We start from the raw sequence: 12,284 nt of genomic DNA, 5'->3' as shown, positions 1-12,284 counted from the left end.
CAATTAATCACCCAAAAGTGAAAAAACTATCCTCCAATTAAACCTTTTTTCCAATTTAGTTATTTATCTTGAGCCGCCTTCATAGCTACAAGCTCTATAGCTTCTTTGCCTGTCAGGTGTTCTATACTAATTTCATACATAACAACATTGGCATATGATCTTCTCATGTCTTCCTGAACAGCTTCTTCAGGAGAGAACTTCCTGCCTATGGCAAGCGCGGCTTCTTTTCTTAAGTCTTCATCTTCTATTATCTTAACTCGTCCAAAAGCTACTACGCTTCTAAAGTAATTGGTTACCTTATCCGGAACGACTTCATCCTTGTCGATAACGCAGAAGGATACCTTATCACTTTTAAGCATGGCATCATACTTATGACCTGCCTTGGCACCATGGATTATGATCTTACCGTCCCTATACAGATAGTTGATAGGAACTGTATACGGATAACCATCATCACCATTAACAGCAAGTACGCCTGTTTTGCCATTTTCAAGGATCTTGATTGCCTCTTCATCCGGTAGCTGCTGCCTGAATCTTCTCATCTTCCTGAACATAATAACCTCCACTTTGAGCTTGTATGATAGAGTAATCTTGCAACATTAGAACTTGCAATAATTATAATTTTTGTAGATTTATCCGTCAATTTACTCCTGATAGGTTATCTCTGATACAGCTGCCTCTGTCTTTTCACGCCACTCCTTTTCTTCCTCGTCTGTCATAACGCGGAATGTGTAGCCGTTTTCTTTACAGTATTCCTCGACATAGGAATCGGCAGGGGCAATAATTGTTCCATTTACACCATGCTCTAAGCAATCCAAATCTAGACTTTCAAATTCTCCGTCTCCAAAATAAAAAGTATCTCCATCAGATATTTGTGTACGGAGTATTGATATTGTATCTGGAATAAAAACTTTTCTTGGATCCACCTCATCCTTTGGAATGTAATCATCAAAACTCTTAACCCCTTTTGGTACCACAATGTCCTGATTGTAGTCTCCATTAAAAAAAAGTAATACACCATCTCCAACCACATAATATTTTTCATTCTTGTGTATCTCATATAGATTTGAATTATCAAAATCGTGTTTTCTCGCTTTTTTTAATGTACTAGGAAACTTTATATCTCCCAATCCAGGACAGTTAATAAACCAGCCACTTATTATTTCTACTCCTTCTGGAATTACGACTTCTTCTAAACTCTCGCATTCAGAGACACATACCTTAGCAACCATTGTTCCTTCTTCGAATTCAATTTTCTTTAAGTTAATGCACCCACTAAAATCCAAATAAGCACTATACTCTTTCGGTATCAAAACAGATGTAATATCTAAATTGTCTTTAAATGTATCATTATAAATATATTTCACCTCAAACAGCCCTATTTCAGTTGGGATAACCACCTCTTCGTCTCCACGATACCCATATATCGACAAAGTTTTTAGGTTTTTATCAATTAACACCTGATAATCTCCCACCCAATGTCTTTGAAAAATAAGCTTCGAGGCTAATAATACAAAACCAATGCAAACAGCAATTAACGATAATACAATCTTTATCTTTCTCATCATTTTTCCTCTTTATCCTTATAAAAAATATTAGAAATAAAATTTCCATTACTGTCTATAAGATACCAGTTTCCCTTTTTATACTCATACTTATGGAAAAAAAATAGTAGCAAAAAAAGTACAATTATTGCTATTGCACATATAATTATTTCTTTTTTCTTCTTCATTCTGTAGCTCTTAATTATTCATTTCTATACATTTATCATAAGCATCCATGTCCACTTTTGTCAGATCTAATGCCTCCAAAATTGTAGCTTTTAATACATTTTCAAACTACCCAATCCGACGAATTGAATATTTAATCCGACGAACGACATTTGTTATTAAACAAAAATCCCCCTTCCAGGCGGCACAAGATTTATTATTTCTCTTGTCCACCTCGAAGGGGGAATACTAATGCGTTAGCACTATATATCTTTTTACATAAGATCTTTAAAGAACTGTGCCTCGTCGTCATTGCACTGAGTTGCTTCAGGAAGCCTCATATTGCAGTGGAATACATGTCCAAGCTCTCCATTTGGGCTTGTATAGTATTTGCAGGTAAATGGTACAGAATTCCTGATCATAACTTCTGCCATCTTAGGAAGCTCATCCTTAAGGAAGTCTCCTGTTGCAGACATAAGGAATGATGGCGGATATGCACCAGTAATATAGTTACCTGCATTCATAACATCAAGGTCATCATCTGTAACTTTTTTGCCAAAAAGGTCATCCATGAGTGAACCCATGTTGTCATCAGCTTCTTTTACTGCCTTAATCTCAAATGCAGCGCAGTTAAATGCAATTCCCTTGAACTTGAATCTGTCTGATGCTGTAAAATCAAACTTGTCAGCATAGTCCTTGTTTGTAAGGAATGCAGCTGTAAGGCCGATAAGTGTACCGCCTGCAGAATCGCCTACACCAAAGATGTTATCAAGGTCGAAACCATATTTATCTTCGTTATCTACGATCCAGTTAATAACTGCACAGGAATCTTCAAGGCTTGATGGGAATGTGTATTCAGGCGCAAGTCTGTAGGAATAGCAAACTACTGCAAAGCCTCTCTGAGCAAGAGATGCTGAATAGAACTTGTATACTTCCTTGTCGCCATATACCCAGCCGCCGCCGTGGATTACAACGATGACAGGGAGCTTTTTATCTTCCGGAACGTCTCCCGGTCTGTATACATCAAGAAGCTGCCATTCAGGGTGCTGTCCTTTATCACCGTATTTGATATCACTGTATCTGATCACGTCTTCCGGAATTGTGAGTCCTGCATCTCTTGCAGCATCGCCCTTGGCGAAATTCTCTCTTATAAAATCACTTGCTTTTGACATAATTATTACCTCTACTTGTTATATCTAATTGTTATATTCTCTCGCTATTCTTAGTTTTATTCTGTATAGATCAATTATATGATTATACTCGTTTTGGTATTATTTTACCTTTTTTATCGTTTCTTCATCAATCAGCTTCTTATTTTTATCTGCATATCTCTACTTGCAGCCATGTATTTTTCAAAATATACACTTATCAAATACTCACTAATTTAACTTTGATTCTCAGACTTAAGCCATAGATCTCTTAGCTTCAAGGTCTCTCTGAATCTGGTCGATGTGCTTGTCAATGTTCATGATGATGCACAGTGCAAGTACTACCAGTGACAGGATTGCTCCAAAGTATCCATAACCAAATCGGATTGATGCAAGAGCAGACTCAGTCTGAACTTCTGCAGTTCCTACATATCCGCCGATTGCGATGATCCATGTGCAGATTGCTGATCCAAGACCGATACCAACTTTCATACCAAAGCTTGTGCAGCTGTTAACAAGTCCTTCAGAACGAACTCCTGTCTTCCATTCACCATAGTCAACTACGTCAGCTGTTGTAGCGAATATTCCTGACATGATAGGTCCTGTACCAAATCCCTTAACAATAAGGCCGAGTACTACAAGTGGAAGGTTAGAACCTGCTGCTCCGATGATGCATGAGCCTATAGCCATGATTGTTGCGCCTGTGATCATGAGTTTTCTTTTTCCAAACTTTGCAACAAGTCCGGGCATCATAAGATTTACGATCATAGCAGGTACAGTTCCGGCTACTGATGTCCATGAAAGAAATGCGATATTACCAAGTACGCTGTTGCAGAAATAGTAGGTCATAGAACCTGTTGTTACTACGTTGATGTACAGGAACATGAACATAAGTGCCTGAATGAAGAAATATTTGTTCTTAAAAAGTGCCGGAAGAGCCTTTGAAAGTGGAACTCTTTCTACTTTGACTGTTCCATCATCCTCAGCATCTACGTGCTCTCTTACTCCAAGGAAACACAGAACGCACATAACACATGCAACAGTACCATAGATAGCTGATATTGATCTCCAGCCGACGCTTGCTATAAGGTTAGCTGTGATGACGTTTGTAATAAGTGAAGTAACCTGAGTCATCACGAATCTGATAGAAGCTGTCTGAGCTCTGTCCTGTACATCAAGTGTCATACGGCTAAGAAGTGCATTGTAAGGCAGGTTGTTAGCTGTATAGATGATGCAGTTCTGGAAGATATATGTAAGATAGATGTAGATAAGCTTACCAGTTGCACCAAGTGATGCCGGTACGTTGAATATCAAAAAGAGTGATATTCCCATAAGTGGTGCTGTCCACAAAAGCCATGGCCTTGCTTTACCATATTTTGACTTAGTCTTGTCAACAAGTGCACCCATAATAAGATCAGTAATACCATCAAATACTCTGCATAGCAGCATCATGGTTCCTATAGCAGCTGCAGCAACTCCTACAGTATCTGTATAATATCCTGTGAGAAAAGATGATGCCAGAGCAACTATTACATTGGCGCCGCAGTCTCCGATTCCATAAGATAACTTCTCTGTGGCAGAAAGACGTACTTTCTTGTCCTGACTTTGTTCGTATATAGCTTCCATATGTTTCCTCCCTTTATATAGGGTCCTCGATCCGGCTGCTACTAACCTTTCGTACTGCCATTCTTGCATAGGCATGAGCTCTAGATCAGTAAGCCGCCGTATCACTCCTTGATGCCACCATAATGGCTATTATGAAGTCGGACCCTTAATTCCTTCTCTGGATACTAATATATTAAAAATTGATAATTTGCTCTTTACATTTCTTGCCAAAAAAATTACGTTTTCTTGACTTCCTTTATTTTTTCTATATATAATTGTCCATATTATGCTCAACATGATATCTAGATTGGGTTATCCAATTTAACACCAACAGCATCAGATATCATGAAGCATGCTAGTGTACTGTCTAATTCATATTTAATCAAATATGAACCAGCCAGCACACTAGTAATCCTGCATCGTTAACGCATTTAGTAACCAAACAGTTTTTTATAGGGAAAAATATGCCAGATTCAAGTACTCAAGACATCTCTTATGAAGTAGTCCATTACCATACTGAGATGCCTTTTAAGATATTAAATGTACACAAAAAAGATCTTTATAAAAACAAAGACCTCTCCACTGTCAATGATGTTCTGGATCACTGGCACAATGAGCTGGAGATAGTATATTCATATTCTAATGATGGAATTTATTATACAGACGGAATCCCTCATCCTATGGAAAGGGATCTTTTTATCATCGTTAACTCAAGAAGTATTCACAAGGTCATATCCAACAGGACAACTCCATATGATGATATGCCTGAGACACTGACTACCGTGCTTCAGATAAGTGATTCATTCCTTCGAAGCTTCATTCCAAACTTTGAAGACCTGTACTTCCTGCCGGTATTTAAAACAAATGAAGAAAGACCTGCTCAGATAATGAAAGATCTTGCAAGATATGCTGATGGAAAAGCTTTGAATAAATACGAAAATATGCGCCTCATCGGCCTGGTACATGAGCTTTTATATTATATCTGTAGAGATGACCTGACTCTTAAAGATATGGAAATGCCTAAAAAAGACAGAAAAAATGCTGATATTTTAAGAAAGATAATATCCTACACAGAAGATAACTACAGGCTGGATATAAATGAGATGTCTGCCGCACAGCACTTTGGATACTCTGCCAGCTATTTTTCCAGATTCTTCAGATCCAATATGGGAATAACCTATAAAGAATTCCTAACAAGAATGCGTATCAATTCTGCCAAAGATGCTCTTACAGGCTCTTCCAAGTCCGTTCTCGAAATAGCAATGGACTGTGGATTCTCAGATGCAAGAGGTCTTATAAATATGTTCAATAAATACGAGGGTATTACACCTCTTCAGTATAGGAAAAAATACGCTAGAGCAACGTGATTTTTTATTCGAGGACGTTTTTAAGGTATTTCATGAACTATCCAGGGACAACTATTTCATGAAATACCTTTTGATAACTACTTAATCAAATATGTTTGGATGATTACTTCATGAAATAGTCGATTGCTTTATTCATCTTCTCGATTGAATCTATATCGTTCTGAGCTACTGCCTCAACTATGCAATGATCCAGGTGCTCTTTTAAAAGAGCCTTACCGGCATTGTTGATCTCAGATTTGACAGCCGCTATCTGAACCAGAACATCAGCGCAGTCTTCGCCGTCTTCAAGCATACGCTTAACAGACTCCATATGTCCAATAGACTTAGAGATGCGGTTGATGATCTTCTTCATCTCTTTAGGATCATGGGTATGTGAATGTGAGTGACCATGAGCGTGGGTATGGCCTTCGTGATCATGATGCTGATGTTCATGGCTATGGCCCTCATGTCCGTCATGGCTATGTGTATACTCATTGCCATTTTCATCTATATGTGTATGAAATTTCTTTTCATTTTCTTTGCTCATATAACTAACCTCATGTCACGAGTGACCAAATGAGTTTGAGAATCTTTTTTCAAACTCCTAGATATACTTACTGCGTGTTTTCGGAATCATCTCCTGTTACCCCTATTATAGCAACAAAAAAGCCGGTAAAACCATACGATTTTACCAGCTTTTTTCATCTTTAAACCTGAATAAGGTCACTCAACCTTATCGATTGTTCCGTCCTTCTTGACGATCTCAACTGTGCATCCAAATCCGAATGCTGCGATGGCACCTGCGATGAATGCCCAAGGTGCAGCTGCTACACCTACAACGCCCCCGATTATTCCTACGTTGACAGGTAAGCTGAGAAGAATCTCATCTTTACGACGGATCTGAACCTTTGTTACATTGCCCTCTTCAACCCTCTCTTTGATCTTATCGATGATGTCCTTAACTTCTGCATTGTCCTTTTCAGGAGTAAGATACTTGATCGCATCTTCGACATTTCCTTCGGTTACTTCAAGAGCCTTCTTTGCTGTCTTAAAATCAACGCCTGTAGCGTCAATTACCTTTTCTACTGCTTCAAGTGTAATATCCATCTTTTTATCTCCTTTCACTATTGTATTGTCTGTGGATTATGTATGTTAAAGGAGTTTCAATTTTCGCTGATAATTACTCACCCAGGAGCTTTGCCATGAGCAGGTAACCATCTCAGATAAATATTAACTCCGCTTACATAATAATTGTATCATCTGAAATTAAATAAAAAAGGTGCAAAAAATGCGAAATAACGTATCTTAATTCGCTTTTCCTGTGTTTAACCAAGGCCGATTAACTTATTTGGGCTGATTTTTGGATTAATATACTCTTTCATCTATTATATCTTGAGATAATATAGTCACTTTATAGGTATTGCCATCGATCCTTGTAGAATAAACCGTCCTGTCTGCAGAAAACTGGCTTTCAAGCACGTAGCTTTCTTTTTGCAGATAGGTATTGTTATGAAGACAGGCTATGGTCTGTGTAAGGATAGGGCCATAAAGCGGGTTACACTCAGTATCTACCGCTATAGTCCCGTCTAATGTAAGCTCCAGTCCTTCCCTTGTGGAGTCAAAAGAAATGATCATTACTTCTCCGTTATTTATATCATTTCCAATCTTGTAGCCCGCATCCTTTAGCGCCTCAATGGCGCCATAGGCTTCGTTATCGTTCTCGCAGTATACAACATCTATCTTGTAGCCATATTCCTTTATCATCGACTCCATGACTTCACGGCCCTTGGCTTTAACGAAGTCTCCGCTCTCTGCCGCAAGAAGATTCCAGTTATCATGGGCTTCGACAGCATCCTTAAGAGCATTACTTCTACCGATCTGAGCTGAAGCCCCAAGAGTTCCCTGAATATCGATTATACCTATCTCTTTATCAATTCCTTTTTTATCAAGATAAGCATCAAGCCATGCGCAGGCCCTTGCACCTTCCAGATAGAAATCAGCCCCGATCCATGCGGTATACAGGGAATCATCTTCTACGCTAACTCTTCTATCCACTATGATAACAGGTATCCCCGCTTCCTTGGCTTCTAAAAGGGCTCCATCCCATCCTGTCTCGACTATAGGATCCAGAATGATATAGTCAACATCCTGATCTATGAACTCTCTTATGGCTTTGAACTGATTCTCCTGCTTCTGCTGTGCATCGTCATAAATAAGGTTATAACCATTTTCAGCTGTAAATGCCGATACAATAGAATTAGTGCAGGCAAGGCGCCAGTCGGACTCTGCCCCTATCTGAGAAAAGCCCACTGTTATGGCATCACCTGTATTGATGTAGATACCATCCTCGCTCAATGACTCTGAATCAGCAATGTCGTTAAAAGAAGTATCGAATGTGCCAGCCTGCGTTTCTGCATCATTGTTCAAAAGTCCATAATCCTGAAGAATGGATGTCCCTGAATCGCCACATCCACATATAGATGCTAATTGAATACTTAATATCGAAATAATTGATAATAACCTTCCCGCTTTTTTATTCATCAATTATCACTAAATCCCCTTTTCTACAGCTATTTTCCTGACTATCACACTGATAAATTATACCATGAATCTCTATAAGATGAGCGATCATTCTCTGCTCTCTCCACGATCATCCCCAATTTTCAATTCTCCCCATCTTTCGCCAGGCGATATAGTAAATTGCCTTATAGCATGTATGATCCAAAAGCGCAGATTCTACGAACATTGTTGACAAGCTTTTGGATCATACATACTATAAGGCCACGACAACACCCCCGGCCAGACGACCGGGGGATGATCATTACTTTGATTTTTTAGTTCTAAGCGTTGCTGCGATAGACTGAATTACAATGAAGAGGAACAATAGCGCAGCTGTAAGGATATTGGGCCAGGAGCTTGCAAGCTTACCATTGGTCTTAACAATAGATGAAATCGTTCCGTTGATAAGTACTCCGAAGAAGGAACCAATAACATTACCAACACCACCTGTAAGAAGCGTTCCACCGATAACTGCAGATGATATCGCATCCATCTCAAATCCAAGTGCTTGCTGAACTGATCCAGACATTGTATTAAGACAGAAGCATATGCCGCCGATAGAGCACAGGAATGATGAGAGAATGTATGTCTTCATCTTGATAAGCTTAACATTAAGTCCCATCATTGCTGCTGACTGGGCATTACCGCCTACTGCATAGAGGCTTCGACCGAATCTTGTGTATCTGAGCATCAGGAATATGAGGATCAGTACGACTAAAGCTATGATAACGCCTACACGTACGTATGGAGCCATGTACATTCCTTTACCATTAACATATCCGCCAAATGGAAGCTTGATCTTTATATTGGCTATGTCATAGAATGTCTTGTTCATCTGCTCTGTGATAGATACCTGCTCAGTACAGATAACTGCTGTCATACCTCTGGTAAAAAACATTCCTGCCATTGTTACGATGAAGGGCTGAATCTCAAGATAACCGATAAGGTAACCCTGTATTGCACCAAAGACAACGCCTATAACAAGTACAAGTATTATCATTGGGATTGCTCCGATTCCGTTCCTCATTCCTGTTGCAAGGAGCATACAGTCCATAGCAACAAGTCCGCCGACGGAGATATCGATTCCTGCTGTGAGCATTACACAGGTAAGGCCGCATGCAACGCAGATAAGTCCTGCATTCGTAATAAGGATATTGAGGAATGTCTGAAGGTGTGTAAAACCTTTATTTCCATAAGCTATACAACCACCTGCATATAAAACTACAAAAAGGATGATCGTAACTACAAGAAGGATTGTATGGCTATTTAAAGCTTTTTTCTTGGATACTGTCCCTGCGCTCATACTCTAGCCACCTCCTTTGCTGCATTTCTTTTCCTAAGATAAGCCTTGATAGGTGGTGACTGGATAGCAACGATTATGATAACGATGATCGCCTTGAATACAGGAGCCTGGTCTGTTGAAACGCCGAGGGCGTACAGTGTTGTGGTAATGGCCTGTATTGTGTATGCGCCTACGATAGAGCCTGCAAGTGAGAACTTACCGCCTCCAAGAGAGTTACCGCCAAGTGCTACTGCAAGGATGGCATCCATCTCAAGGTAAAGACCTATGTTGTTGGAATCGGCTGATGTGATTCTGGATGAGTTCACGATTCCGGCGATTCCTGCAAAGAGGCCGCAGATAACGTATGTAAGGAAGATGATACGCTTTGAATTAAGACCTGCAATACGGCTTGCCTTGGAGTTGATACCAACTGACTGGATGTAAAGTCCAAGAGCTGTTTTCTTAAGAACGATGGACAGTACACATACACAGATAGCTGTGATGATAACCGGAGTCGGGATCGGTCCAAGGAAACTTCCGAATATACCATAAGAACCATTTCTTATATAAACGATAAGGTCGTTACAAAGAAGAAGTCCTATAGCTCTTGCTGCCGAATACAGGATTAGCGTCGCAACCATGGGCTGAATGTGAAGGTGCGCCACAAGGAATCCATTGAAGCATCCGCAAAGACATCCCATAAGGAGACCTCCAAGGATTCCTACGAAAAGCGGAACTGCCAGCTCGTTGGTAGATGATACGCCATAGCCTGCAAGGAGCATACAGCAAAAAGATGCTGAAAGACTCATTACAGAGCCAACGGAGATATCAGTTCCCGCCGAGCTTGATACTACCAGCGTCATTCCGAGCGCCAGAATCGCAGCTTCGCTTCCCCTGTTTAAAATATCGATTATACGACCATACAGAATCGTTCCGTTACTGGTCGTATTCTGAAGTCTTATGATGAAGAATCCAAAAGGATTTGCGCCTGTTGCTGCGTCATGTATGATATTTACTGCCATTACAAGGATAAGTGCTATTATTGGAAGGAAAAGAGGTGACTTCCTGATCCTTGCAAGGAAGGATTCTTTAGTTTTTTTCTCATTACTCATTTTCCTTACCTCCCGCAATAACTTTCATAACGTGATCTTCGGTCAGATCATCGTCTATTTCCCCGACTTTAGCCCCATCTCTCATGATAACCATACGACTGCAGGTTCTTATCATCTCTGAGATCTCGGATGATATGAACATGATGCTCTTGCCTTCTTCTGCAAGCTGGAGTACAAGCTTCTGGATCTCTGTCTTGGTTCCTACGTCGATACCTCTTGTAGGCTCATCAAGGATCAGGAAATCAGGATCTGTTGCAAGCCATCTTGCAAGGATAACTTTCTGCTGGTTACCACCGGAAAGCTGCTTAACAAGCGTATCTCTGCTTGGTGTCTTGATCGACAGGATATCAATATATTTATCTGCGATCTCATTTTGCTGTTGTGGAGAAAGAAGTTTGAACATACCGTTCTTGGCCTGAAGAGCAAGGATGATATTGTCTTTGACAGACATATCTTCTATGATTCCTTCTGCCTTTCTGTCATCAGGAAGAAGGCCCATTCCTTTGTTCATGGCATCTATAGGCTGATTTATCTTAACTTCCTGGCCTTTAACCTTAAGTGTTCCGGTATTGGCTTTATCTGCGCCGTAGATAGTTCTTACAAGTTCGCTTCGGCCCGATCCAAGGAGGCCGCCAACGCCTACTACTTCGCCCTTGTGAATATCAAGATCGAATGGCTTAACGGTTCCTGTATGGCTAAGTCCCTGTGCACTTATGATGACTTCATCACTTCTCTTGCCTGCTGTATCGGATTTGATCTTGGCAAGATCATCAAAGTCTTTGCCCATCATGGCTGCAACAAGTTTAAGACGAGGCAGATCTTCTACCTTGTACTCACCAACAAGTTTACCGTTCCTAAGAACTGTGATCCTGTCACAGACTGCATATACCTGTTCAAGGAAATGAGTTACGAATATAATTCCAACGCCTTTATCTTTCAGCATTCTCATAAGACCGAAGAGCTTTTCAACTTCTTCGTCGTCAAGTGAAGATGTAGGCTCATCAAGGATGAGTACCTTACATTCCATATCTACAGCTCTTGCTATAGCAACCATCTGCTGAACTGCAAGCGAGTAATTTTCGAGATTCTGTGATACGTCTACTGCTATCCCAAGATCATCCATGAGCATAGCAGCTCTTTTGTAATACTGTCTTCTGTCGACTGTGCCTATCTTTGTAAGTGGTTCTCTTCCAATAAAAAGATTCTCTGCTACAGAAAGATTGGGGCAGAGATTAACTTCCTGGTATACAGTTGATATACCTACTTCTTGTGCATCCTTTGTAGAATGATTACGTACCGGGCCTTCTATTCCGTCTATATGTATTTCCCCTGCCTCAAAGTCATTGATACCTGTAAGACATTTGATAAGTGTAGACTTTCCGGCTCCGTTCTCCCCCATCAGCGCGTGAATCTCTCCTTTTCGAAGAGTAAAATCAACGTCCTCAAGAGCCTTGACACCGGGGAATGTCATACTGATACCTCTGGCTGTCAGAACAACATTTTCTTCCATGCGCGCCTCCCTA

At 40.3% G+C, this 12,284-nt stretch carries 12 protein-coding genes; 1 reads left to right on the top strand and 11 read right to left on the bottom strand.

Annotated elements, in window-relative coordinates; genetic code table 11:
- Positions 1–59: 59 nt before the first annotated feature.
- From WAA20_RS05105 to WAA20_RS05085, 5 genes are all read right to left on the bottom strand, one after another.
- The gene (locus tag WAA20_RS05105; protein ID WP_022757945.1) at positions 60–554 is read right to left on the bottom strand and encodes a pyridoxamine 5'-phosphate oxidase family protein; all 495 of its coding nucleotides are present in this window, start codon (positions 552–554) and stop codon (positions 60–62) included.
- A 90-nt stretch (positions 555–644) separates the two neighbouring features.
- Positions 645–1,565, bottom strand: coding sequence for a leucine-rich repeat protein (locus WAA20_RS05100; protein WP_073387283.1), 921 nt, complete (start codon positions 1,563–1,565; stop codon positions 645–647).
- A complete protein-coding gene (locus tag WAA20_RS05095) occupies positions 1,565–1,732 on the bottom strand; it encodes a hypothetical protein (protein WP_167562702.1) in 168 nt (55 codons plus the stop codon). The genes WAA20_RS05100 and WAA20_RS05095 overlap by 1 nt, the downstream gene beginning before the upstream one ends.
- A gap of 252 nt (positions 1,733–1,984) precedes the next feature.
- Positions 1,985–2,881 carry an alpha/beta hydrolase gene (locus WAA20_RS05090; protein WP_073387284.1) on the bottom strand — a complete coding sequence of 299 codons (897 nt, stop codon included), beginning with the start codon at positions 2,879–2,881 and terminating at the stop codon, positions 1,985–1,987.
- Positions 2,882–3,112: 231 nt separating this feature from the next.
- On the bottom strand, positions 3,113–4,483 hold the full coding sequence (locus WAA20_RS05085; protein WP_022759691.1) for an MFS transporter: 1,371 nt from the start codon (positions 4,481–4,483) through the stop codon (positions 3,113–3,115).
- Positions 4,484–4,926: 443 nt separating this feature from the next.
- On the opposite strand from WAA20_RS05085, the gene WAA20_RS05080 reads away from it, so the two are divergent.
- Complete coding sequence (locus WAA20_RS05080) at positions 4,927–5,829, top strand: AraC family transcriptional regulator (protein ID WP_073387286.1); 903 nt, start codon at positions 4,927–4,929, stop codon at positions 5,827–5,829.
- A 103-nt stretch (positions 5,830–5,932) separates the two neighbouring features.
- Here the strand turns inward: WAA20_RS05080 and WAA20_RS05075 are convergent, their stop codons facing one another.
- The 6 genes from WAA20_RS05075 to WAA20_RS05050 form a co-directional block, all read right to left on the bottom strand.
- Positions 5,933–6,355 carry a metal-sensing transcriptional repressor gene (locus WAA20_RS05075; protein ID WP_081373791.1) on the bottom strand — a complete coding sequence of 141 codons (423 nt, stop codon included), beginning with the start codon at positions 6,353–6,355 and terminating at the stop codon, positions 5,933–5,935.
- A 176-nt stretch (positions 6,356–6,531) separates the two neighbouring features.
- Positions 6,532–6,915 (bottom strand): DUF4342 domain-containing protein, encoded by a 384-nt coding sequence (locus WAA20_RS05070; RefSeq protein WP_073387288.1) that lies wholly within the window; start codon positions 6,913–6,915, stop codon positions 6,532–6,534.
- A gap of 258 nt (positions 6,916–7,173) precedes the next feature.
- Positions 7,174–8,349 (bottom strand): ABC transporter substrate-binding protein, encoded by a 1,176-nt coding sequence (locus WAA20_RS05065; protein ID WP_081373792.1) that lies wholly within the window; start codon positions 8,347–8,349, stop codon positions 7,174–7,176.
- Positions 8,350–8,629: 280 nt separating this feature from the next.
- Positions 8,630–9,670: a sugar ABC transporter permease YjfF gene (locus WAA20_RS05060; protein ID WP_073387289.1), complete on the bottom strand. Its 1,041-nt coding sequence runs from the start codon at positions 9,668–9,670 to the stop codon at positions 8,630–8,632.
- Positions 9,667–10,761, bottom strand: coding sequence for an ABC transporter permease (locus tag WAA20_RS05055; protein ID WP_073387291.1), 1,095 nt, complete (start codon positions 10,759–10,761; stop codon positions 9,667–9,669). The genes WAA20_RS05060 and WAA20_RS05055 overlap by 4 nt, the downstream gene beginning before the upstream one ends.
- The gene (locus tag WAA20_RS05050) at positions 10,754–12,271 is read right to left on the bottom strand and encodes a sugar ABC transporter ATP-binding protein (protein ID WP_073387292.1); all 1,518 of its coding nucleotides are present in this window, start codon (positions 12,269–12,271) and stop codon (positions 10,754–10,756) included. The genes WAA20_RS05055 and WAA20_RS05050 overlap by 8 nt, the downstream gene beginning before the upstream one ends.
- Positions 12,272–12,284: the final 13 nt, after the last annotated feature.

The organism is Butyrivibrio fibrisolvens, from assembly GCF_037113525.1.
Lineage (GTDB): Bacteria > Bacillota > Clostridia > Lachnospirales > Lachnospiraceae > Butyrivibrio > Butyrivibrio fibrisolvens.
Note: the sequence above shows the minus strand (reverse complement) of the source record. Positions and strands in the feature narration are given on the sequence as shown.

Coding starts and splice junctions, on each gene's coding strand:
- WAA20_RS05080 (WP_073387286.1), top strand. CDS start 4,927: ATGCCAGATTCAAGTACTCAAGACATCTCTTATGAAGTAGTCCATTAC.
- WAA20_RS05090 (WP_073387284.1), bottom strand. CDS start 2,881: ATGTCAAAAGCAAGTGATTTTATAAGAGAGAATTTCGCCAAGGGCGAT.
- WAA20_RS05105 (WP_022757945.1), bottom strand. CDS start 554: ATGTTCAGGAAGATGAGAAGATTCAGGCAGCAGCTACCGGATGAAGAG.
- WAA20_RS05100 (WP_073387283.1), bottom strand. CDS start 1,565: ATGAGAAAGATAAAGATTGTATTATCGTTAATTGCTGTTTGCATTGGT.
- WAA20_RS05050 (WP_073387292.1), bottom strand. CDS start 12,271: ATGGAAGAAAATGTTGTTCTGACAGCCAGAGGTATCAGTATGACATTC.
- WAA20_RS05065 (WP_081373792.1), bottom strand. CDS start 8,349: ATGAATAAAAAAGCGGGAAGGTTATTATCAATTATTTCGATATTAAGT.
- WAA20_RS05060 (WP_073387289.1), bottom strand. CDS start 9,670: ATGAGCGCAGGGACAGTATCCAAGAAAAAAGCTTTAAATAGCCATACA.
- WAA20_RS05070 (WP_073387288.1), bottom strand. CDS start 6,915: ATGGATATTACACTTGAAGCAGTAGAAAAGGTAATTGACGCTACAGGC.
- WAA20_RS05095 (WP_167562702.1), bottom strand. CDS start 1,732: ATGAAGAAGAAAAAAGAAATAATTATATGTGCAATAGCAATAATTGTA.
- WAA20_RS05075 (WP_081373791.1), bottom strand. CDS start 6,355: ATGAGCAAAGAAAATGAAAAGAAATTTCATACACATATAGATGAAAAT.
- WAA20_RS05085 (WP_022759691.1), bottom strand. CDS start 4,483: ATGGAAGCTATATACGAACAAAGTCAGGACAAGAAAGTACGTCTTTCT.
- WAA20_RS05055 (WP_073387291.1), bottom strand. CDS start 10,761: ATGAGTAATGAGAAAAAAACTAAAGAATCCTTCCTTGCAAGGATCAGG.